Below are 22384 nucleotides of genomic sequence, written 5' to 3'. Positions count from 1 at the left end.
TCACGCTCCGTCTCGAGCCAACTAGAAGTTGACTTTGAAAGAGGCGCTCACAGCGTTCTGTTTCACCGTTTCGCCGAAGGCGCCATTATACCGGACCGACATGCCGACGCCATTGACGCCGTTCAGCTCAACGCCGGCGCCGACGCGATAGAGCGGCGAATCCACGGCTTCCGTCAAGTGCAATGCGGGGTTGCCGGGCAAATTCTCCGCTGCGGCGAAGCGTCCTTCGATTTCCCATTCCTTGTTCGAGAATTCGACCCCGGCCTTCCCGTAGAGACGCAGGCTGGCAATGTCGCTGAGGGGGATGTCGGTGCCGAGTTCGAGAGCCGGCGTCGCCGAATAGTACGTGTTTGCCGAGCCATCGAAGTTGAAGGCGGCAACCGATTCCTCCGCCGTGCCCGAGCCTTTCTCCTTGCCTGAGACCCGCAACCAGCGTGCGTCGAACTGCACGGTCGGCTGCAGATAGAATGACCCCATCTGCTGGGTGAAGCCGAGCCGGGCCGAGCCGCCGAACTGCGCTGTCCTCTGCGTGTAGGTCACGCTGTCGCCCACGCCAGGCAGCAATTCCTCCTGGAGATAGGTGCCGTCTAGCATTTCACCGGGAATGAAGGCGACCGGGGCGATATGGGTGTCGCGTTCGCCCTCGAACGAACCGGTGCCGCCGCCCAGCGCGAAATCGACGAAGTAGTTCTTGTTGGCGTATTTCGCCAACGCATAGGCCTGCCAGGCCTCGCCGGTGGTTTCCGACAGCCTTGCTCCGTTGAAGTCGATCTTGGAGTCGAACTCCGTGCGGCCTATGGTGGCGCCCAGCGACCAGTTCTGTCCGATCTCACTGATCCCGCCGAGCGACATCGTCTTCAAGATGTCGTCGCGGCTGGTGGTCCCTGCGCCGGCGTCGCGGCTGTACTCGGCCTGCGGGCTGATCGTTCCCCAGATGCAGCGGCCGTCGGGGTTCTTGTAGGCGGGAACGCCAGTGCATTCGCGGGCCGTCTCCAGCATGGTGTCGGCTTCGCGATTGATCATGTCGAACGTATGCACGGCGTAATGCGGTGTCAGCCGCGTCAACGCAGCGCCCAGTTCCTCTTCCGTGGGCGAGAAGCGCAGCAGGTTGATAAGACGCGCCATCGGATTGTCCGGGGTGGACGCGGCCTCGACGTCATCGAGATACTGCGCCATCTGATAGACGCCGGGGTCCGTGGTGCCAGAACCGGGACTCTGAGCAAGTTCCAGGAAGGTTGGATTGTCCGCATAGAGGACGAGATCCGTTCCGCCCACGACCTTGGTCTGGAAGTTGAAGCCGACCGCCGGATGCAGCGTCTGCGGCGTCAGGTAATTATCGACCATCGAAGAGCCGGTCGCCAACACATATTGGGTGAAGAGCTTGTCGATCGACAGGAAGTTGAGCGGCGCCGTGCCGTCGAAATTGCCGGCCCCGGTCAAGGTCAACGCATCGGTGATCTGGTTGTTGAGGTCGATATCGGTGACGAAGTCGCCGGTGCCCAACTGTGTAAACCCGCCGGTGATGTCCAAGGTGGCCACCACGCCGATGCCCTTGTTCGTCATCAGGCCCTGATTCTTGAACAGGCCGCCGGCGCCAAGGTTGATGCTCTTGAGACCCACCATCGAGGAGTTTTCGAAATTGTCGAACTCATTGATGCCATCACCGAGGTCGATATTGCCGATGACACGGCCGAGATGGTCGTCATCGATTTTCTGGTTCTGGACCTTGTCGTTGCCGGATGTGCCCGTGATCGACAGAGCGCTGAAGCCGGGCAGCAGCCCCTCGAGAACCTCGTGCCGGAGGTCGGCGGCCGTGAAATCTGACAGATCCAGCGTCTGGATAGAGAAGCCGGCCTGTTTCGCCAGTGGAGCGAGCGCTGCCGCGACATAGCTCTCGACGAAATCCTGGCCCATGGCGAAGGTCATGGAGTTGTTGTTCAGGACGTTATCCGCACCGCCGACCAACATGGCGGCCACGCCCGTGGCGCCGCCGCCGATGGCGTAGGAACCCTTCAGGTCGAGAGTGAGATTGCCCTTGGCGAAGCCGAGATTGGATGTCGATTCGGCATAGGCGGCCACGGAATCCGCCGCCTGGGCGAAGAGATTACCTTCGGCCGTCAGGTGGACGAGGCTGGAATTGCCCTGCCCGGTCGCGCTCTGGCCGAACATCGCATACGAGCTCGCGCCCTTGACCCAGACCTGGCTCATCGCCGTCGCCGAGGCTGCCGCCGCGTCGCCGATGCCGCCGCCGGAACCGGCGGCGCCGGTCGAGAGCGTACCGGCCAGGCCGCCGCCGCCGCCGACCGCCTGGGCCACGATGCCATGCGCCCGCGCGCCATCGGTGATGATTTCGCCATCCTGCTCGATGGTCACCGTGCCGCCGTTGCCCTGGGCGCCGCTGAACATGGTGAAGCCGATCTCGTTGTTGTCGAGACCACTGCTGCCGTCCTCCGAAGCGCCAAAACGTCCGAAGCCGGCACCGCCGACGCCGCCGCCACCGCCTACCGACTGCGCGATGATGGCGACAGAGTCCGCACCATGGGTAATGATTGTGCCAGTACGGATGACGGTGACATTGCCGCCATCGCCACCATTGCCGCCCAGGCCGCCGACAGCCAGGGCGTTGGACGTCTTGCCTTTGGCATCGCCACCGACGCCGCCGCCGCCACCGACCGACTGCGCGACAACGCCATGGGCGCGATCGCCGAAAGTTTCGATCGAGCCGGAAACCTCGACCCTCACATCGCCGCCATCACCGCCGTTGCCGCCCTTGCCGCCGAGGCTGAGGGCAAAGGAATCGGATCCGGCGAAGTCGGACGAAACCGTGCCACCATACCCGCCGCCACCGCCGATAGACTGGGCGAAGATGCCGTATGAACCATCCTTGTGGGTGATGATCTCGCCATCATTGGTGACGGTGACTTTCCCGCCATCGGCCTTGTTTTGGGGACCGCCGATCACCGGTATCGGAATTCCATTGGGGACGCTGGCGCCGCCGCCTATGGTCATGTCGGCTTCCGATGCGCCGGTCGCCGCACCCGAGGCGCCGCCGCCGCCGCCGATCGACTGCGCGAGAATGCCGTGCGAGATATAGCCCAGCGTTTCGATCTTGCCGAAATTGTTGACCTCGACCTCGCCGCCGGTGCTTCCGCTGCCGCCCTGGCCGCCAATATACATCGTGATGGCCGTCTCGGCCTTGCCCGTCTCCGTCGAGCCGGCGCCGCCCGCGCCGCCTCCGCCGCCGACCGACTGCGCGAAGATGCCATGCGAATTGTCGTCCTTCGTCAGGATCGATCCGCTCGCGAAATTCTGGACGTGAACCTTGTCGCTGCTTCCCCCGGCGCCGCCGGCGCCGCCAAGGCTGAGCGTGATGGCGATCTTGGAGTCGTTGGATGACGTGCCGGACGCGCCGCCGACGCCACCGGAGCCGCCGATCGACTGCGCCAGGATACCGTGCGAATTGGCCTTGTCGGTCTGTACAATGCCGCTGTTTTCGACATTGACCTTGCCGCCATTGCCGCCGACCTCGCCCGCGCCGCCGAGCGACAGGTTGACCGCCACTTCACCGCCATCGCTCTTGCCCTTGCTTTCGCCGGCGCCGCCTGCGCCGCCGCCGCCGCCGACCGACTGCGCGAAGATGCCGATTGAACGCTCCTGCTTGGTCCAGATGGTGGCGCCGGCCAGGTTGAAGACATCGACTTGGTTGCCGTTGCCGCCCCCGCCACCCTTGCCGCCAAGCGCGCCGCCGATTGCATAATTGCCAAGCACGCCCGAACTGGACGAGCCGCCCACGCCACCGCCACCGCCGATTGAATTCGCGCTGATGCCATAGGAATCGGCCCCGTCCGTGATGATCACGTTGCGGTTGGTGACCGACACAGTGCCGCCGCTGCCGGCACCGCCGGCGTTGAGCGCGATCGCCGCGCCGATGCCGACCGAAGTCTCGCCGGCGTCGCCTGAGCCGACGATATCCTCCTTGGTCGAGGCCGAACCGCCGCCGCCACCGCCGCCGCCGATGGACATGGCCAGGATGCCTACGGAGTTGAACCCGCTGGTGCGGATCTCACCCGAATTGTCGACCTTGACGCCGACCTTGCCATCGAAGCAGGTGGGATTGTCGTCCTCGTCCGCCGCGCATGCGGCGTCGTTGCCGCCGCCGCCGCTGCCGCCGATGCTGACATTCGCGGTAACGCTTGTGCCGGCTGTGCCGGCGACATGGAAGGCCTGCGTGTTGGTAGCGCCTCCCATGCCGCCGCCGCCCCCGATCGACTGAGCAACGATGCCCGACGAATAGTCGCCAGCGGTCGTCAGATTGGCCGTGTTCGTAACCTCGACGGCTCCGGATTTGTTGCCCGTGCCGCCCGCGCCGCCAACGCCGACATTGACCGCGACGTTGACGCCGTCTTTGGTGCCGAGATCGGCCGTCGCACCGTTGGTGGCCCCGCCATTGCCGCCGCCGCCGCCGATCGATTGCGCCACGATCGCAGCGCTCATGTCGCCGCTCGTGTCGATCGTCATGGCATTGTGAACCGCGACATCGCCGCTGATGTTACCCTTGCCGCCACCGCCACCGATCGTGACTGTCGCATTGATGCTGGCGTTGACGCCGAAGCCCGCTGCGGCTCCCCAGGAATCGCCACCATTGCCGCCGCTGCCGGCGACCGATTGCGCCAGGATGCCGATTGCGTTGGCACCTTTGGTGACGATGCTGCCACCGCCGTTCAAGCCGCTATCGACGACGACCAGGTCGCTCTTGCCGCCGTCGCCGCCCCAGCCGCCAACAGTGACGCCGAGCGCAACGCTGACCCCAGTGCTTGCTGCTCCCGAAATCGTTGCCGCGCGGCCGCCATTGCCGCCGCCGCCGCCGATGGACTGGGCGACGATGCCGCCGGAGCCGGCCGCGTCGGTGTCGGCAATCAGGTTGCCGTCGGCCCGAACCGTCACCTTGCCGCCATTGCCGCCATTGCCGCCTTCGCCGCCCACGGCAACCCCGACCGAAGCGGAGACATAGAGACCGGCGCTGACGGCACCGGAATAGGCCGAACCGCCATTGCCGCCACTGCCGCCGACCGATTGGGCGAGAATAGCCTTCGAGCCCATGCCGCCGACATGGATGTCACCCTTGTGGTTAACCGTGACCTGGTTGCTCAGATTGCCTTCGCCGCCGCCACCGCCGATCGCAACCGACGCGGCGCCGAAGACGCCGACGGCGAACGTTCCGACTGATCCGCCATTGCCGCCCCCGCCACCGACGGACTGTGCGAGTATGCCGTGCGAGAGTGAGCCTGAAGTGGTGATGTTGGTCGTGTTCTTGACCTCGACGACGCCGGCCTCGCCGCCGGCGCCGCCTTGGCCCCCGATGCCGACCGCGGCAAAGGCGCCCGCCGCCAGTGCGAACCCGCCATCGCCGCCAGAGCCGCCAACCGATTGCGCGAAGATGCCGACGGACATGTCCCTGTCTGTGTTGATCTGGCCGGTGTTTTCGACATAGACCCTCTCGCTTCGACCGCCCGACGCGCCGTTGCCGCCGAGCGAGAAGGATGGCCCGCCGACCGAGATGGCGAAGCCGCCCGAGCCGCCGCCGCCGCCGATCGACTGCGCCATGATGCCGTGCGACTGGACGCCTTCGGTGTGTACCGCCGCGCCATTGGTGACATCGACGGTCGCACCGTTCCCGCCGCCGCCACCCTTGCCGCCGATGGTGACGTTGGCGCCGAGGCCGGCCGAGGCCGTGCCGCCGCCATTGCCACCGCCGCCGCCAATCGATTGGGCGATAATGCCCGTGGAGCGATCACCAATGGTGTGAATCAGTCCTGAATTGATGCCGACCGTCACCGCCTTGGCATCGCTGGCCGTGCCGGCCTTGCCGCCGATGCTGACCGCAGCCACGAACCCCGCGCCGTTCAGCGAGAAGCCGCCATTGCCGCCGCCGCCGCCGACCGACTGCACGATGACGCCGGCGGAATCCTCTCGATGCGTCGTAACGTTAAGGCCCGTGGTCGAAAAGAACTTGGCCGTCCCGGATTCGCCGCCGCCGGCGCCCGAACCACCGATGCCTACGCTGGCATTGAGGCTCAAACCGAACTGGCCGCCGCCGTTGCCGCCGCCGCCGCCGATCGACTGCACGATGATACCGGCCGACCTTTCGCGAAAGGTTTCGACCGAGCCGTTATACGTGGCTTCCGTCGCGACTCCTTTGCCGGCGCCGCCGCCTGTTCCGCCCATGCCGAAGCCGGCAAGCGCCGACAGGGTCCCGGAAAACCCGCCATTGCCACCGCCGCCACCGACCGACTGCACGATCAGGCCAGCGGAATCCGCTCCGTCCGTCGTGATCGATTGTGTAACGCCCTCGGCCGTACGCAGAGTGACGGTATCGGCATCGCCGCCGCCCGCGCCACTGCCGCCGACGCCCACGCTGGCGCCGAAACTGGCTGCGCCGGAAAAGCCACCATTGCCGCCGCCGCCGCCGATGGACTGGGCAACCATGCCGGTTGACCGATCCCCGAAGGTGTTGACAGTGCCGCCGACAGTCGCGTCGACCACGCCGCCTTCTCCCGCCTTGCCGGCACTGCCGCCAACGCTCACCGCTGCGACAGTCGAGCCGGAAAGCGCAAACCCGCCGTTGCCGCCGCCGCCGCCGACCGATTGCACAAGCACGCCGATGGAATCGTCGCCCAGCGTGGTGACCTTCGCGTTCGCAACGTTGTAGTTCACCCCTTCGCCGTTGCCGGCCGCGTCCCCAGACCCGCCTACCGACACCCCCACCAAGCCGCCAATGGCAATGGCGCCGCCGCCATTGCCGCCGCCGCCACCGACCGATTGTGCGATGATGCCGCTGGCAGAATTGCCGTTCGTTTCGACAGTCACACCGTCACCGGCCTGGTTGACGTTCACCAAGCCACCGTTGCCGCCGGTACCGCCACCACCACCGATGGCGACCGAGATCATTGGCGCCACACCGAGCGCATAGCCACCATTGCCGCCGCCACCGCCGACCGACTGGATCAATATGCCATGCGCGCCGTCACCGCTGCCATCGGCCCCGGTTTTGATGATGCCGCCGATATTGCCGGTTGCCGTCCCACCCTTGCCGCCGCCGCTAGCCTTGCCACCGATTGAAACGAGACCCGCGGCACCGCCGCCATCGCCGCCGCCGCCGCCCACAGATTCCACCAACATGCCGATTGCGCCCACGCCATTGGTGGTGATGTTACCTGTGTTGGTGCCCGTGGCGGCCTGGCCATCATTGCCATCCGTACCTGCGCCACCTCCGCCGAACAGCCCCAGGCCGCCGCCGCCGTCCCCGCCGCCGCCGCCCACAGACTGAACGACCATACCGCTGGCAAAATCGCCTCGGGTCGTGATGTTGCCCGAATTTATCCCCTCGGCATTGCCCCCGATCGTCGGCAGGCCGCCATTGCCGCCATCTCCGACGATGCCGAAACCGCTTGCGCCATCGCCCGCCACGCCGCCCGCCGAGCGCACGAGCATGCCCTTCGAGAACGTGCCGTCGGTGGATATTGTGCCGGCATTATCGCCCTTCGCGGTGCCGCCGAACCCGCCATTGCCGCCATTGCCGCCCTCCCCGGCACCAATCGCAGCACCCAGGCCGCCATTGCCGCCGCGGCCGCCACTTGAATTGACTGTGATGCCGTTGGAATTGTTGCCATGGGTGATGATATTGCTGTCGATCGTGGTGGTCACGGTCGCAGTGCCGCCATCGCCGCCCCGGCCGCCGACGCCACCCTCGCCGCCGACCGCGACGGCGAATGCCCACGCGCCGTTGCCGCCATCGCCACCGCCGGCGTCGGCCGCTATGCCGGGCGCATTATCCCCCGATGTCTCCAGAGCGCCGGACGCACTGTTTGTTATATCGACGGTTCCGCCCGTAGCGCCATCACCGCCCTTGCCGCCCTTGATCTCCACAAAAGGCGGGGTGAGCGTGCCATGGATAGCCGATCCGCCGTCTCCGCCGCGCCCGCCACGCGAACTGCCGACGAACGCGGCCTGCCCGGATGTTGTGCGGCCAATCGTGTTCGTACCCGTGGCCGGCGCCACGGGCGAGTGGCCGTTTCCGGCATCGGCACTGCCGATCCCGTCATCACCATTAGGGCCCGGCGCACCATCCGTGTTGATCGACAATTGCTGCGCATGGGCCGGGGATTGAGCGTGAAGGGAGACGAGCCCGAACAGAGCCGTCGCACCCAACAGGAGGGCTAGTCTTTTCGGCAGAATGGCGAGATGGTTGCCCGCGCCCGCAGGCGTTCCCTCTTGCAGCAGGGGCTCGCAACGACGCAGTCCCCGATCCAATCCGTCCGAATTTCGGCCAGCCGATCCAGAAGTCCCGCGCCCAGCATTGCGCTCTGACGATGAAGCCATGCCATACCCCCTTCGGTGGCCGCCCTCAATCGCTCCTTGAGTTGGCGCCACCGCTATTGTCTGCCCCACGCAACAAGACGGTCTGCACTTCCTAAATAAGCTCAATGCATTGGTGCCAGCGGATCGGAATCTCCAGTTTGGAGAGCTGACTCAATGAGAATACATCAACCTATTTTGGATGGAACAGAAAACTTACGCGACGAGACCTAGCAAACCCAATAATGTTTGATAGTCGTCATATGACGGTAATAAGCGGCGCGAAGCCGTGACGGGGCCCTGCCGGAGCCCATTCTTGACGCAATTCACGCCTTTGCCCCATGGCATCGCCAGTCAGACGCCCTATATCGTGCTGTATAGTTTTCCACAGCGCGAGCAGACGATGTCATTCCTTCGACGGATAACGATTTCAGCAACGGCATTGCTGGCCATGACCGGCCTGGCGGGCGGATGCCTGCCCGCTTCCGCGCAGATCCTCAATACCCCAACCGATAACGCGCTGATCCGTCAGAATGACCTGCAGATCCTTCAGAACCGGGTACAGCGGCAGCAATACCAGCAGCAACAGCAACAATATCGGGCGCAGGACCGCCAGGTCGCGCAGCCTGCCCGGCCGGAGGTGCCGACGCTGAAGCCAAGTTGCCAGACGCAGATAATCGGCACTACCGCCGTCACCAATTGCCGCTGACATCGGGCACATTGCGGCTGACAATCCGGCATTTTTGATTTATTAGCCGACTTATGGAATTGCGTCTGTTTCGGCACACGCGAAAGTTTTGGTTTTGCAACGATGGCGCGGCGCGCTATGCGCCCTCCGTCGACTGGATCATTGAATGGCCGTGACCAAGAAAAAGGCGGTGCGCAAGGCGAAGAAGGGCGAGAGGATCCGCCAAGTGGCGGCCGTTCCCTTCCGGCTGAACGCGCGCGGCGATATCGAGGTGATGCTGGTTACGTCCCGAACGACCAGGCGTTTCATCGTGCCCAAGGGTTGGCCGATGAAGGGCAAAAGCGGCCACAAGGCCGCCGCTATCGAGGCGCGGGAGGAAGCCGGCGTGCTCGGCAAGACGCTGAAGGAGCCGGCGGGCACCTACTCCTACTGGAAACGGCTGGCCAGCCGCTTTGCCCGTGTCGACGTCATCGTTTACCTGCTCGAGGTCAGCGAGGAACTGGAGAACTGGCAGGAAGGCAACCGTCGCCAGCGGGCCTGGCTTGCACCGGCTGACGCAGCCATCCTCATCGACGAACCCGATCTTTCCACGCTGGTGCGGACATTGTCCATCGAGCGGCCCGCGCCCACAGCCTCCAAGTGAGATCAGCCTCCTCTGTCAGCGTCATCAGCGCCGGGAAACGGACGCACCGGCACGCCGCCATAGGCCCATAGCCATTCGCGCGGCAACGGGCCTTTGTTGCGGTCGGACTGCTGCGACTGTTCCCAGGCGTGAGCAAGGATCCCCACCGAGCGCGACAGGACGAACAGTCCGCGGGTCAGCGGCGGTGGAAAGCCGAGTTCGCCGTAGATCACGGCTGTGGCGCCATCGATGTTGAGGGGTATTCTCTTGCCCTTGCGCCGCGCCATGTCGGCTTCGATCGCCTCGGCGATGTCGGCAAAGCGTCCCGCGACCACGCCGCGCGCCGCAAACTCCCGGGTCAGTTCCAACAGCCGCGGCGCGCGCGGATCGACCGGGTGGAAGCGATGGCCAAGCCCGGGCACATAGCCCTGCTCCTCGGCGAAAAAGCGGTCGAGCCGTGCCGATACCGCATCGCCGAGCGCCACCCCGGCGTCGAGCATCACGGCGACATCGCCGTAAAAGGAGAGCGCCTGTTCACCGGCGCCGCCATGGATATCGCCAAGGACGTTGATGGCCGATGCCATGGCGCTGTTGATGCCGACGCCGCAAGTCGCTGCCATGCGCGCTATGGCGATCGATGGCGCCTGCGGGCCGTGGTCGACGGCCGCGCCCAAGGCGATGCCGAGCAGCGCCGCCTGGTCCTCGCTGGGCAGTTCGCCACGCAGCATCAGCCAGATGACGGCCGGAAAGCTGGCGCGGCCGATGAGGTCTTGGATCTCGTAGCCGCGCAGCCGGATGACGCCGGGCCGCATCTCGATGATATCGGTGCGCCACCATTCCTCGCCTCGCTCACGTCCGGTCTTCGTGTCGGTCATGGCCGTGCCTTTGCCTGAGCTCGGCGAGGCAGGCCACCGAACACCTCTTCCATATGTTCGCCCAGCGCCGGCGGCGGCAGTCTCGGCAGCGGCGCCTGGCCGTCGACCATGAACCCGCCGCGCAAGACGGTCAGCGGCCCGTCCATGTCTGGCACGCCGCTGAAACTCTGGGTTACCTGACGTTCAAGCACTTGTGGCTCGGCCAGCACTTCCGGGATCGTAAGCACCCTGCCAGCAGGCACGCCGGCACGATTGAAAATATCCTCCCAGGCCGCCGCCGATGCACCCGCTAGCGCCGCCTCGATCTCGAGCGTAAGCGCAGCCCGGTTGAGCTTGCGCACTTCGCGCCCCGCAAAACGGATGTCGGCGGCGAGGTCCGGCCGTCCGATCAGTCTGCACAATGTCACGAACTGCTCCTGCTTGTTGGCGGCGATGTTGAGCAGTCCATCTCCGGTCCGGAAGGCGCCGGACGGGGCTGCCGTCATGTTCTCATTGCCCATCGGCCGTGGATCAATGCCGGCCGTCAGATAGTTGGAGACCGGCCAGCCGAGTGCCGAAAGCGTGCATTCGAGCATTGAGACATCGATAAAGGCGCCTTCTGCGCTCGTCTTTTGCCGGACCAGCGCCGAGGCGATTGCGAACGCCCCCACCAGCCCGCCGAGCGTGTCCGCGACGGGATAGCCGACGCGCAGCGGCGCCGTTTCCGGCGTGCCGGTGATGCTCATGATGCCCGAAAGGCCCTGGATGATCTGGTCATAGGCGGGGTTGTCGCGCATCGGCCCGGTCTGGCCGAAACCCGATATCGCGCAATAGACAAGTTGGGGACGGACCGCCTTCAGCGCCTCGAACCCAAGGCCCAGCCGGCCCATCACGCCGGGACGGAAATTCTCCACCAGAGCATCGGCGCTGGCCACCAGATCGAGGAAGCGTTCGCGGTCGGCCGGGTTCTTGAGATCGAGCACGACGGACCGTTTGCCGGCGTTCTGCGCCAGGAACGAGGCGCCCATGCCGGCGCTGTTCAACCTCTCCGACCCGCCGAGCTGGCGCGCCAGGTCGCCGCCCTTCGGCCCCTCGACCTTGATCACGTCGGCCCCGAGAAGGGCCAGCTGATAGGCGCAATAGGGCCCGGCCAGGACGTTTGTCAGGTCGAGGACGCGGATGCCGGAAAGCAAATCTGTCATTTCGCTGGTCGGTCAGGCATCGCCGGGCACATGTTCCGGACCGCCGCGCCTGCGATGCTCGACATAGGCCCAGATATGCGGCCCGACGAGGCCGATGAAGGCCAGCGTCAGCAGTGTCAGCGACAGCGGATGCTTGTAGAACACGGACCAGTCGCCATTGGAGATGGTCATCGCCCGCCTGAACTGGGTTTCGGCGAGCGGCCCCAGGATCATGCCGATGATGACCGGGGCCGTCGGGAAATCGAAGCGCCGCATCAGGAAGCCGGCTGCGCCGAGCAGATAGAGGATGACGAGGTCGATAGGCGATTGCGAGATGCCATAGGTGCCGACGGTCGCGAACACCAAAATGCCGGCGTAGAGCTGCGGCGCCGGGATTTTCAGCAGCCGCACCCAAAGGCCGATCAGCGGCAGGTTGAGCACGACCAGGATGATGTTGGCGATGAACAGGCTGGCGATCAGCCCCCAGACCAGATCGCCCTGGGTCGTGAGAAGCAGCGGTCCCGGATTGATGCCGTAGCTCTGGAATGCCGACAGCATGATCGCGGCCGTCGCCGAGGTCGGCAGGCCCAGCGTCAGCATCGGCACCAGCACGCCGGCGGCCGAGGCATTGTTGGCGGCTTCGGGACCCGCGACGCCTTCGATGGCGCCGACCGTGCCGAATTCATGCTTGTGCTTCGACAGCTTCTTCTCGATGGCATAGGACAGGAAGGTCGGGATTTCGGCCCCACCGGCCGGCATGGCGCCGATCGGAAAGCCGATCGCGGCGCCCCGCAGCCAGGGTTTCCAGGAACGCCTCCATTCGGCGCCCGTCATGTAAAGCGAGCCCCTCAGCGGCACGATCTCGTCACGGCCGGCATAACGGCGCGAGGCCATGTAGAGGGTCTCGCCGACGGCGAACAGGCCAACGGCGGCGATGATGACGTCGACGCCGTCGAGCAGCTCGGTTGAGCCGAAGGTGAAGCGCGGTTGCCCGGTCTGCAGATCGACACCGATCAAGCCGATGACGAAACCGCCAAACAGGCTGGTCAGGCCACGCACCGAGGACGAACCGAGCACGGCCGAAACGGTGATGAAGGCCAGCACCATCAGCGAGAAATACTCGGCCGGTCCGAAGGCCAGCGCAAACTTGACCACGACCGGCGCCAGGAAGGCGACGCCCATCGTGCCGATCGTGCCGGCGACGAAAGAGCCGATCGCAGAGGTTGCAAGTGCGGCGCCACCTCGGCCCGATCGGGCCATCTTGTTGCCTTCCAGCGCCGTGACGATGGTGGCGCTTTCGCCCGGCGTGTTGAGCAGGATCGACGTCGTCGAGCCGCCATACATGGCGCCGTAATAGATTCCCGCGAACAGGATGAACGACGCCTCTGGAGCCACCTGGTAGGTGATCGGCAGGAGGAGCGCGATGGTCAATGCAGGCCCCAGCCCGGGCAGCACGCCGATTGCCGTGCCGAGCGTCGTGCCGACCAGGCACCACATGAGGTTGATCGGGGTTAAAGCGACGGCAAAGCCGTGCGCGAGATGGCCCAGCGTGTCCATGGCGTCAGCCTCCGACCGCGCCGATGATCGCGTCGACCACCGTGTTGAGCTGATTCTCGATGAAGCCGGCGCCGATATTGACCCCCAGCGCCCGGGCAAAGCCGAAATAAGCGGCAAGCGCCAGGATTAGGCCAAGCAACGCGTCACGCACTGTGCGCCTTGAGCCGAAACCGAAACAGACGAGAACGAACATGACGACCGATGCGGCGGTGAAGCCGAGCGGCCGGATCAGCAGCAAATTGGCGATCAGGCCGAGGACGACGATGCCCATCGCCTTCCAGTCGGTCGGCGTTTCCTTCTCCTCTTCGGGCTGCCAGCCGCCACGGAACGCTGCGAGGATCAGCAGCAGGGAAAGAACCGCCAGGCCCACCATGGTCAGATAGGGAAAAACGGTGGGACCGACCTTGGAGTAGAGTGGTGACACCGGGATCGCCAGCGTCTGCCAGGCCACGGCCCCGGCGCAGACCAGCAGCCCGATACCGACCAGCAATTCCGGCACGGCAAGGCGAGGTGGCGGCGATGGCTGGCTAGTGGTGCTCATGGACGTCCTCCCCAGGATAGTCGACCAAGAATACAGACGTGATTACCGAGCATGGCGAAAAGGGGCGGATCGGACCGCCCCTTGGGGAAATCAGGCGAGGCCAAGATCCTTCAGGATGGCTTCGATGCGCGCCGAATCCTCGGCGACGAATTTCGCATAATCGTCGCCGGTGAGCAGGATTTGCGTCCAGTTGCGGTTCTTGCATTCGCTCGCCCAGGCCTCGCTCTTGGCCATGGTCTCGACCAGCGCGATCATCGCCGCCTTGTCCGCATCCGAAATACCGGGAGGCGCGAAGACACCGCGCCAGTTGAACAGTTCGACATCAATGCCGGCTTCCTTCAACGTCGGCGCGTCGATGCCATCCTGGCGCTTGTCGGCCGAGATGGCGAGCAGCCTGAGCGCCCCCGCCTTGACCTGCTCGGAGAACTCGCCGTAGCCGGAGATGCCGGCAGCCACCTGGTTGCCCAGCAGCGCCGAAAGCGCCTCGCCGCCGCCTGCAAACGGTACGTAGGACAGGTTGGTTGCCGCAACGCCGACCGTCTTCGCGATCAGCCCGAAGAGAATATGGTCCGAACCGCCGGCCGAGCCGCCGGCGACAGGCACCTTTGTCGCGTCCGCCTTCAGTGCCGCGACGAAATCGGCCGCTGTCTTGAACGGCGATTCTGCCGGCACTACCAGGGCTTCGAATTCACCGGTGAGCCGAGCGATCGGCGTGACCTGCGTCAGGTTGTTGGCTGCCTTGTTGGCGATGATGGCGCCAACCATCACCATGCCGGCAACCATTAGCGAGTTGCCCTTGCCGTTCCATTGGCTGATGAATTGCGGGAGCCCGACCGTGCCCCCGGCGCCGCCGACATTGGTGATCTGCGAGCCCGAGATGAGCTTTTCCGTGTGCATCACCTGGTCCATGGTGCGCCCCGTCTGGTCCCAGCCGCCACCGGGCGCCGCCGGCACGAAGATCTGCAGCTGCGGAGCGCTTTGAGCGAAAGCGGGTGACAAGCGAAGCCCCGCAATGCCGGCGACACCCGCCACCGCCGTGCCGGTCAAAAACCTGCGTCTGTTCAGCATGGGATTCCTCCAAATCACGACACCTCCTCCGGTGCCTGCCAAAACGCGCCTGCATCGAGGCACGTGACCCCGAGTTCAATCAGATGTTACCGAGTTCTGTCAACGGGAACGATATTCTGCTGGACAGAACGACGTGGCGGCGCGACACGGGTGCTGCGAACCACCCATCTTAAATTCGAGACCCTCGATGGACTCTCCAGGCAAATCGACGAACGCGATAATCCGGCGCGCGCCTGCCGAAGGCGTTGCCGCTCTCGATCGCGCGATGGCCATTCTGGATGCCTTCACCACCGCCGACCGCTCGCTCAGCCTTGCCGAGATCGCGATGCGCACCGGCCTCTACAAGAGCACGATCCTGCGGTTGGCGAACTCTCTTTTGCGCGGCAGGCTGCTCGAGCGTCTCGACGATGGACGCTACCGTGTCGGCGCCGGGGCTTTCCGCCTCGGCGCGCTCTATCAGCGCTCGGTCGTGGCTGTCGATATACTGCTGCCGATCATGCGCGATCTTTCCGAGCGAAGCCTGGAAAGCGTTGCCTTCTATGTCCGCTCCGGCGACGTTCGCACCTGCCTCTATCGGGTCGAATCCAAGCATCCGATCCGCTACACGGTCCGTGAGGGCGACGTGCTGCCTCTGCTGGCCGGCTCGGGCGGGCGCGTGCTCGCGGCATTCTCCGGCCAGCAGGGCGAACCTTACGAGACGATCCGCAGGACCTGCACTTTTCTCGGTGTCGGCGATCGCGACCCGGATACAGCGGGGCTCTCGGCCCCGGTCTTGGGGCCGGGACATGCCCTTATCGGCGCGTTGACTCTGGCCGGCCCCAGCACACGCGTCGACGCGGCTTTCCTTGGGCGCATGCGGCGGCCCCTGCTCGAGGCCGCTGCCCGTGCGACCCGCGCCTTCGGCGAAGACGCGTCAATGCTTGAGCGGGCGGGCCTCGAGGCGGAAGCGGTGCCTTAACAGCGGGCTTGCGGCAGCGATCGGCTGAGCCAAGTGGTGTTCTTAAACAGCAAGGCCGGCACTGGCGCGAGCAGGTCCGCTGTTTGGCTAGGTTTCAGCGACGTCCTCCGCAGCCGCTCTTGGCCGTCGCTCCAGCAGAATGGTTGGAGCATCGTGATAGAGCGTCCGCACCACCTCGCTGTAACCGCATTTGATGGCAACGCCCAGGGAAGCGGTATTGCCGGGATCGATGATGCAGACGGTGCGCGCATGTCCGAACTGCAAGTCCCCCCACTCATGCACACGGCGCACGATCTCGGTGGCCAAGCCGGCCCCGTGCACCGCCGGGGCCAGCGCCCAGCCGGCCTCTGGAACCCCCTCTATCGACGGTGCCATGTCGCGCTTCAGGTCGTGAAATCCGGCCTCGCCGACGAACCTGCCCGTCGCCTTCTCCTCGATGGCCCAGAACCCGTAGCCGAGCAGCGACCAAAGGCCGGCATGGCGCAGGAAGCGCATCCAGCTTTCTTCCCTTGTGCGCGGCTTGCCGCCGATGAAGCGGGTGACGACCGGATCGCTCCACATGGCGGCATAGGCATCGAAATCCTGGATCCGGTGCGGCCGCAGCAGGACCCGCGCTGTTTCGATGACCGGAACGCCGTGTGAATTGTCCATGGGACCCTGCTTTGATGAGGGAGCAGCCTCTAACGAGTAACAGATGCGAGGCAAGGGCCAGTAGGAGGCACGCGGCCATCCAGAACCCGGCTCGCAATATCCTCGACAGCCCGGCGGTCATGCCGCGATAGCGCGCTCCGCTCTGACTATTGAGTTTCGGCCACCGCCGTTTGGGGTGGAGCGATTGGCACCAGGGGTGCGGGAATGCTGGTCGTTTTCACATCGGCCTTGCAGATGTCGGCGATCACGCAGGCCGGGCAATCGGGTTTGCGCGCCTTGCAGACATATCGCCCGTGCAGGATCAGCCAGTGGTGCGCGTGGCGCATATAGTCGTCCGGGATGATCTTCAACAGCCCCTGCTCGACCTGCTCCGGCGTCTTGCCGGGGGCCAGACCAAGGCGGTTGCCGATGCGGAAAATGTGCGTATCGACCGCCATCGTGTGCTGGCCGAAGGCCATGTTGAGCACGACATTGGCGGTCTTGCGCCCGACGCCCGGCAGCTTGATCAACTCCTCGCGGTCGTCAGGCACCTGTCCGCCATAATCACGGATCAGCACCTGCGACAGTGCGATGACGTTCTTGGCCTTGTTGCGCCAAAGCCCGATTGTGCGGATGTAGTCGCCGACCCTGGGCTCACCCAACTCCAGCATCGCCTGTGGCGTGTCGGCCGCCTTGAACAAGGCCCGCGTCGCCTTGTTGACGCCGGCGTCCGTGGCCTGGGCCGACAACACCACCGCCACCAGCAGCGTGAAGGCGTTGACATGCTCAAGCTCGCCTTTCGGCTCCGGTCGCTGGACGGAAAACCGCCGGAATATCTCGTGCACCTCAGCCCGGCTGTAGCGCGGCGAGCGACGAACCGGCCGTGGACGCGGCTTGGCATTGGAGCCGTCGCGCCGCCCGGGCGGCGTCTCATTTTCTCGATCGGGGGACTCTTTGGACTTGGGGGGCGCCATTTCCTTCCTATAATATCCCCTCATGAGCGACACAAACGCCTCTTTCCAGGCCGACGAACCTTTCTTCCAGGCGTTGCTGACGCCGCACCGGTCGCTGGGCAGGACCGGCTTTGCCCTGTTGATGGGTGCGCTGCTGTTCGGCTGGCTGGTGACGGGCGCGTTTTTCCTGTCACGTGGCGCCTGGCCGGTATTCGGGTTCTTCGGCCTGGACGTAATCGCGGTCTACATCGCCTTCCGCGCCAACTATCGCGCTGCCCGCGCCCGCGAGGAAGTGTCGGTGTCGCGAACCAGCCTGGATATCCGCAAGACAGCTCCGTCCGGGAAATCGGAAGCGCATCGCTTCAATCCTTTCTGGACGAAATTCTCGGTGGCCCGCCACGCCGAGATCGGCATCACCAGGATGACGGTAGAGGGCCAAGGCCGCAATGTGCCGATCGGGACTTTCCTCGACCCGGAGTCTCGCGAGAGCTTCGCCACCGCCTTTTCGCGAGCGTTGGCGACGGCGAAGGCGCGCTGAGTCGTCCCCGTCGCAAGCCCTGACCGTTGGCGGCCAGCGATCGCCGGCTGAACACGTCGGATTGGCCTCGGCACCCGGCTCCTCGGCTGGCAACCCAGCTCCCCGGGAATACGCCGCATAAAGGTAAGTTTCGGGTGGCGACGGCCGCTCGAAGGGACGATATTGCGGCCAAGGAGACAATCCCATGAGCCCACAGACCGCAGTCCTCAAGAAGGACATCACGCCGCAAGGCAGCGACTACGAGATCGTGCGCCGAGCCATCGAAAAGATCAGCCTCGACTATCGCGATCAGCCGTCCCTGGAAGATCTGGCCGAAGAGGTCGGCGAGACGCCGACCGGCCTTCAGAAGCTGTTCACCCGCTGGGCCGGCCTGTCGCCCAAGGCGTTCCTGCAGGCAGTGACGCTCGACCATGCGCGAAGGCTGCTCGATTCCGGCTTGCCGCTGCTCGAAACCTCCCTCGAATTGGGCATGTCCGGCCCCGGCCGGTTGCATGACCTGTTCGTCACCCACGAGGCGATGTCGCCCGGCGACTACAAGACGCGCGGTGCGGGCCTTACCATCCGCTACGGGTACCATCCTTCGCCCTTCGGCACCGCCCTGATCATGGCCACCGACCGTGGACTCGCCGGCCTTGCCTTCAGCGACCCGGGCGAGGAGCGCGATGCCTTTGCCGACATGTCGAGCCGCTGGCCGAACGCCCGCTATGTCGAGGACATGGCGGCGACAGGGCCGCATGCCGCGCGCATTTTCAATCCGGCCTTGTGGCGCCACGACCAGCCGCTGCATGTCGTCATGATCGGCACGGACTTCCAGGTCCGCGTCTGGGAGGCATTGCTCGAAATTCCTATGGGCAAGGCTCGCACCTATTCCTCGATCGCCGCCAGCATCGGAGCGCCCGGTGCCAGCCGCGCTGTCGGCGCCGCCAACGGTGCCAACCCGCTGTCCTTCGTCGTTCCCTGCCATCGCGCCATCGGCAAGTCCGGCGACCTCACCGGCTATCATTGGGGCCTGACACGCAAGCGCGCCATACTGGGCTGGGAAGCGGGGCAAGTCGCCTCCTGATGGCTCGGTACGGCGAAGCTCTTCGCCGGCGCTTCCCCATCGGCACCAAATGATGCCGCCTGGCCCGAACGCGGCATTTGATCAAACAGACCGCTCTGGAACCCGAAGACCTTACAGGATAGCTTCCCTGTCTGTTCCACGGGAGGCATTCCTTGATCATTGTCATCGGCTCGATCAACCTCGACCTCATCGCCAATGTCGACCGCTTGCCGAGTCCCGGCGAGACAGTGGGCGGCTCGAGCTTCGCCACCGCGCCCGGCGGCAAGGGCGCCAACCAGGCGCTGGCGGCGGCACGCGCCGACGTACCCGTCCGCATGGTCGGCGCGGTCGGCCGCGATAGCTTCGCCAATGAAGCGCTGGCATTGCTGCGCGAGGCCAAGGTCGACCTGTCGGGCGTCGGCGAGACTTTCGCCTCGACCGGTACGGCGTTGATCATGGTCGGTGCCGACGGGGAGAACATCATCGCCGTGGTCCCCGGCTCCAACGCGTCCGTCGTGCCCGGCGACCTTTCCAAGACCTTCTTGAAGAAGGGCGACGTCGTGCTCCTGCAGCACGAAATTCCAATGGCGACCGTCGAGGCCGCGCTCGACCAGGCTAGAGAGGCCGGCGCGATCACCGTGCTCAACACGGCGCCTTTCCAAGGCGACGCGGCTGGCTTCCTCGGCAAGGCCGACTACGCGGTCGCTAACGAAACCGAGTTCGACCTCTATGCCGAGGCGATGTCGCTGAAGGGCAGCGACCGTGCGGCGCGGATGCGCGATTACGCCGGGCGGACCGGACGCACGATCGTCGTCACACTCGGCGGCGATGGTGTAATGGCGGCGACGCCGGACGATTTCCTGACTGCTGCGGCGATGCAGATCACCCCAGTCGACACGGTCGGCGCCGGCGATACGTTCTGTGGTTATTTCGCCGCCGGTCTGGCGTCGGGGCTCGCGCTCGAGGACGCGCTCGCGCGCGCCGCCACCGCGGGGTCGCTGGCCTGCCTGAAACCCGGCGCCCAGCCAGCCATTCCGCTGGCCAAGGATGTCGATCAGGCCCTTTCGCAAGCCCGCTGAGGACGCCCGATGCTCGGATGCCGCCCAACCTTGCAAGCGTCGCTTCGACTTCGTAACTGGAAGGCGTAGAGTTAAGGGAGTTTTCGATGCCGCAAGACATTCCGCTGCAAGCAGCGGCCGTCCTGGTTTGGTTGCCAAGCGATGTCCACCCGTCGACCCTCGAGAGTTTTGACGCGCCTGAACTGCACGCGCAACCCTGGTGGAAACTGGAGGATGCGGTGATCTTCGCCGTCGACAACATGGATGTCCATCAAGGCAGACAACCATGGATCAAGGCGAGCGAGACGGTGTTCGGCCCGCTGGACATTGCCCCGGTTTACAAGCAGGTCATGGAGCACCGTGCGTCTCTCTATCAACCGAGAGAGCGGTAAGAGCCATTCCGACTGCTGCGCGCGGAGCCGGAAATCCCGTGGTGGGCCACACGTCCAAGGTGGGCGGGGACGTACAAATTGGTTTCGCGGTTCCGTAGCTACCCTTCCTTTCTTGAAACCCAAGTTTCCTCGCACCACATGATCGGCATTGAGGGGATGATGCCTGGTTATTGGACTTGGGATGGATGCAAGAGGGATGCGCCTGGCGTAATCCTGTTCGTCGGTGCGGTTGTGATCATGCTCATGTTGGCCGCAAACAGCTCGACCAACGACGCGATTCCTATCCGGTCCGTCAGTGCCATGAGCGCAACCGTCAAAAGTGCCCAATCGAGAGACGGTAAGTACATGCTCTATGTGGTTTTTCTCCATGATGGCTCGTCTGTAGTCATCGGCGACGACCGGCCGCATATAATCGGCTCAGACGTTACCATCGAACGCGTCACACGCGACAACGGCTTCGTCTTTTACAGGTTTCCCGAGTGAGATATGGCGACAGGATTTTCTGTCAAAAGCCGCTTGTTGCTGATTCAAGCCGAATATCGCGAGGCGGTTGTAGGCGTCGCCCTTTTCTGCGCACTGCCTCTGGCGGCACTGATCCCGATTGTGATGGACCAGAACAATCCCGTTGTCGGCACCCAACGCATTGAGGGCATCGTTGAAAACGCTACGCCTATGCCCGTGGCCCCCAGGGCCGTTTCCGGCCGCGGGCTTTATTACCAGTATGGTATCCGTCTTAACGACAATGCCCTGATTTTTGTCGACGGCGAACTGGATACACCGCACGTCATCGGATCGGAAGTGACGATCGAACGGCAACACCACAAGAACGGAACCGACACCTTTCGACTGGCCCTCGATTGAACAGCTGAGTGCGGGCCATCCAGACAGCACAGCAGTGGACAGTCCGCATCGAAGCAAAAACTAAAGCCGCCCCAGCCTCTCCACCAGCAGGGCGAAGAACCCGTCATGGTCGATGTCGCGCATCACCATCGCGTTCTTCGGCCGCTTGGTCACGCCCCACCAGTCGATCACCGTCATGCCCATGGTCAGTTCCGAGGCGGTTTCCACGCTGACATTGCAGCTACGACCCTTGAACAAGTCGGGCTTCAGCAGATAGGCGATGACGCAGGGGTCGTGCAGCGGCCCGCCATCGGTGCCGTATTTTTCCTCGTCGAAACGCTCGAAGAATTCCAGCATATCGGCGGTCGCCAGGCCCACCTTGGTGCCCAGCGCCCGAAACGCCTGCGTGCGTTTGGCGGTGGTCAGCGCCTTGTGGGTGACGTCGAGCGGCATCATCACGATCGGAACGCCGGATTTCAGCACGATATCGGCGGCATGCGGATCGACATAGATGTTGAATTCGGCAGCCGGCGTAACGTTGCCGCCTTCGAAGAAACCTCCGCCCATCAAAACGATTTCCTTGATGCGCGATGCGATCCGCGGTTCGCGGATCATCGCCAGCGCGACATTGGTGAGCGGCCCGAGCGCGCAGAGCGTGATGGTGCCACTCTCTTCCTTCATCAACGTCTCGACGATGAAATCGACCGCATACTGCTCCTGCAGCTTCATCGTCGGCTCGGGCAGTTGCGGCCCGTTCAGACCTGTTTTGCCATGCACTTCCTCGGCGGTGACCAATTCGCGTATCAGCGGCCGGATGGCTCCTGCATAGACATCGATATCCGGCCGGCCGGCCAGTTCGCAGATCTTGCGGGCATTCTTCTCGGTCAGTTTCAAAGGCACGTTGCCGGCGACGACCGATATGCCGACAATGTCCAGTTCGGCGCTGCCGAGCGCCAGCAGAATGGCGACGGCGTCATCCTGGCCGGGGTCCGTGTCGATGATGATCTTGCGAGGTTGGGGCATTTCATTTCCTTGCTGGGCGAGTCTTTTTGGGCGGGTGTTCTGACGGCTTGAACTTGGTCGCGGGGCGGACCATATCAGGGCCAT

At 64.6% G+C, this 22384-nt stretch carries 18 protein-coding genes; 9 read left to right on the top strand and 9 right to left on the bottom strand.

All coding sequences use genetic code 11. The features are described 5' to 3' along the window. Positions 1-21: 21 nt before the first annotated feature. On the bottom strand, positions 22-8208 hold the full coding sequence (locus LB513_RS16950) for an autotransporter outer membrane beta-barrel domain-containing protein (RefSeq protein ID WP_263482147.1): 8187 nt from the start codon (positions 8206-8208) through the stop codon (positions 22-24). Positions 8209-8671: 463 nt separating this feature from the next. Between LB513_RS16950 and LB513_RS16940 the strand changes: the two genes are divergently transcribed. Both LB513_RS16940 and LB513_RS16935 read left to right on the top strand, forming a co-directional pair. Next, positions 8672-9064, top strand: coding sequence for a hypothetical protein (locus LB513_RS16940; RefSeq protein ID WP_224664649.1), 393 nt, complete (start codon positions 8672-8674; stop codon positions 9062-9064). 145 nt (positions 9065-9209) lie between these two features. Then, positions 9210-9686 carry an NUDIX hydrolase gene (locus LB513_RS16935; RefSeq protein ID WP_224664648.1) on the top strand — a complete coding sequence of 159 codons (477 nt, stop codon included), beginning with the start codon at positions 9210-9212 and terminating at the stop codon, positions 9684-9686. A gap of 2 nt (positions 9687-9688) precedes the next feature. On the opposite strand, the gene LB513_RS16930 is transcribed toward LB513_RS16935, so the two are convergent. From LB513_RS16930 to LB513_RS16910, 5 genes are all read right to left on the bottom strand, one after another. After that, the gene (locus LB513_RS16930) at positions 9689-10540 is read right to left on the bottom strand and encodes a citryl-CoA lyase (protein ID WP_224664647.1); all 852 of its coding nucleotides are present in this window, start codon (positions 10538-10540) and stop codon (positions 9689-9691) included. Next, complete coding sequence (locus LB513_RS16925) at positions 10537-11721, bottom strand: CaiB/BaiF CoA transferase family protein (protein ID WP_224664646.1); 1185 nt, start codon at positions 11719-11721, stop codon at positions 10537-10539. The genes LB513_RS16930 and LB513_RS16925 overlap by 4 nt, the downstream gene beginning before the upstream one ends. A 12-nt stretch (positions 11722-11733) precedes the next feature. Beyond that, on the bottom strand, positions 11734-13257 hold the full coding sequence (locus LB513_RS16920; RefSeq protein WP_224664645.1) for a tripartite tricarboxylate transporter permease: 1524 nt from the start codon (positions 13255-13257) through the stop codon (positions 11734-11736). Between the two features lie 4 nt (positions 13258-13261). Then, entirely contained in the window at positions 13262-13798 is a 537-nt protein-coding gene (locus tag LB513_RS16915; protein WP_224664644.1) for a tripartite tricarboxylate transporter TctB family protein, read from the bottom strand. Positions 13799-13888: 90 nt separating this feature from the next. Continuing rightward, positions 13889-14866: a Bug family tripartite tricarboxylate transporter substrate binding protein gene (locus LB513_RS16910; protein WP_224664643.1), complete on the bottom strand. Its 978-nt coding sequence runs from the start codon at positions 14864-14866 to the stop codon at positions 13889-13891. Positions 14867-15053: 187 nt separating this feature from the next. Between LB513_RS16910 and LB513_RS16905 the strand changes: the two genes are divergently transcribed. Continuing rightward, a complete protein-coding gene (locus tag LB513_RS16905; protein WP_224664642.1) occupies positions 15054-15824 on the top strand; it encodes an IclR family transcriptional regulator in 771 nt (256 codons plus the stop codon). A gap of 87 nt (positions 15825-15911) precedes the next feature. Here the strand turns inward: LB513_RS16905 and LB513_RS16900 are convergent, their stop codons facing one another. Both LB513_RS16900 and nth read right to left on the bottom strand, forming a co-directional pair. After that, positions 15912-16475, bottom strand: coding sequence for a GNAT family N-acetyltransferase (locus tag LB513_RS16900; RefSeq protein WP_224664641.1), 564 nt, complete (start codon positions 16473-16475; stop codon positions 15912-15914). A 146-nt stretch (positions 16476-16621) separates the two neighbouring features. Next, positions 16622-17428, bottom strand: a complete 807-nt coding sequence (nth, locus tag LB513_RS16895) for an endonuclease III (RefSeq protein ID WP_224664640.1) — start codon at positions 17426-17428, stop codon at positions 16622-16624. A 22-nt stretch (positions 17429-17450) separates the two neighbouring features. On the opposite strand from nth, the gene LB513_RS16890 reads away from it, so the two are divergent. The 6 genes from LB513_RS16890 to LB513_RS16865 all read left to right on the top strand — a co-directional run bounded on the left by LB513_RS16890 (position 17451) and on the right by LB513_RS16865 (position 21298). Next, positions 17451-17945, top strand: a complete 495-nt coding sequence (locus tag LB513_RS16890) for a DUF2244 domain-containing protein (protein WP_224664639.1) — start codon at positions 17451-17453, stop codon at positions 17943-17945. 184 nt (positions 17946-18129) lie between these two features. Further along, positions 18130-19008: a methylated-DNA--[protein]-cysteine S-methyltransferase gene (locus tag LB513_RS16885; protein ID WP_224664638.1), complete on the top strand. Its 879-nt coding sequence runs from the start codon at positions 18130-18132 to the stop codon at positions 19006-19008. A 152-nt stretch (positions 19009-19160) separates the two neighbouring features. Then, positions 19161-20066 carry a ribokinase gene (locus tag LB513_RS16880; protein WP_224664637.1) on the top strand — a complete coding sequence of 302 codons (906 nt, stop codon included), beginning with the start codon at positions 19161-19163 and terminating at the stop codon, positions 20064-20066. Positions 20067-20152: 86 nt separating this feature from the next. Beyond that, entirely contained in the window at positions 20153-20437 is a 285-nt protein-coding gene (locus tag LB513_RS16875) for a hypothetical protein (RefSeq protein WP_224664636.1), read from the top strand. Between the two features lie 78 nt (positions 20438-20515). After that, the gene (locus LB513_RS16870) at positions 20516-20920 is read left to right on the top strand and encodes a hypothetical protein (protein ID WP_224664635.1); all 405 of its coding nucleotides are present in this window, start codon (positions 20516-20518) and stop codon (positions 20918-20920) included. Positions 20921-20923: 3 nt separating this feature from the next. Further along, on the top strand, positions 20924-21298 hold the full coding sequence (locus tag LB513_RS16865; protein WP_224664634.1) for a hypothetical protein: 375 nt from the start codon (positions 20924-20926) through the stop codon (positions 21296-21298). 60 nt (positions 21299-21358) lie between these two features. On the opposite strand, the gene LB513_RS16860 is transcribed toward LB513_RS16865, so the two are convergent. Continuing rightward, the gene (locus tag LB513_RS16860; RefSeq protein ID WP_224664633.1) at positions 21359-22300 is read right to left on the bottom strand and encodes a nucleoside hydrolase; all 942 of its coding nucleotides are present in this window, start codon (positions 22298-22300) and stop codon (positions 21359-21361) included. Positions 22301-22384 lie beyond the last annotated feature (84 nt).

This window comes from Mesorhizobium sp. ES1-1 (genome assembly GCF_020164785.1).
Lineage (GTDB): Bacteria > Pseudomonadota > Alphaproteobacteria > Rhizobiales > Rhizobiaceae > Mesorhizobium.
Note: the sequence above shows the minus strand (reverse complement) of the source record. Positions and strands in the feature narration are given on the sequence as shown.

Coding starts and splice junctions, on each gene's coding strand:
- LB513_RS16935 (WP_224664648.1), top strand. CDS start 9,210: ATGGCCGTGACCAAGAAAAAGGCGGTGCGCAAGGCGAAGAAGGGCGAG.
- LB513_RS16930 (WP_224664647.1), bottom strand. CDS start 10,540: ATGACCGACACGAAGACCGGACGTGAGCGAGGCGAGGAATGGTGGCGC.
- LB513_RS16925 (WP_224664646.1), bottom strand. CDS start 11,721: ATGACAGATTTGCTTTCCGGCATCCGCGTCCTCGACCTGACAAACGTC.
- LB513_RS16920 (WP_224664645.1), bottom strand. CDS start 13,257: ATGGACACGCTGGGCCATCTCGCGCACGGCTTTGCCGTCGCTTTAACC.
- LB513_RS16915 (WP_224664644.1), bottom strand. CDS start 13,798: ATGAGCACCACTAGCCAGCCATCGCCGCCACCTCGCCTTGCCGTGCCG.
- LB513_RS16910 (WP_224664643.1), bottom strand. CDS start 14,866: ATGCTGAACAGACGCAGGTTTTTGACCGGCACGGCGGTGGCGGGTGTC.
- LB513_RS16905 (WP_224664642.1), top strand. CDS start 15,054: ATGGACTCTCCAGGCAAATCGACGAACGCGATAATCCGGCGCGCGCCT.
- LB513_RS16900 (WP_224664641.1), bottom strand. CDS start 16,475: ATGGACAATTCACACGGCGTTCCGGTCATCGAAACAGCGCGGGTCCTG.
- nth (WP_224664640.1), bottom strand. CDS start 17,428: ATGGCGCCCCCCAAGTCCAAAGAGTCCCCCGATCGAGAAAATGAGACG.
- LB513_RS16890 (WP_224664639.1), top strand. CDS start 17,451: ATGAGCGACACAAACGCCTCTTTCCAGGCCGACGAACCTTTCTTCCAG.
- LB513_RS16885 (WP_224664638.1), top strand. CDS start 18,130: ATGAGCCCACAGACCGCAGTCCTCAAGAAGGACATCACGCCGCAAGGC.
- LB513_RS16875 (WP_224664636.1), top strand. CDS start 20,153: ATGCCGCAAGACATTCCGCTGCAAGCAGCGGCCGTCCTGGTTTGGTTG.
- LB513_RS16865 (WP_224664634.1), top strand. CDS start 20,924: ATGGCGACAGGATTTTCTGTCAAAAGCCGCTTGTTGCTGATTCAAGCC.
- LB513_RS16860 (WP_224664633.1), bottom strand. CDS start 22,300: ATGCCCCAACCTCGCAAGATCATCATCGACACGGACCCCGGCCAGGAT.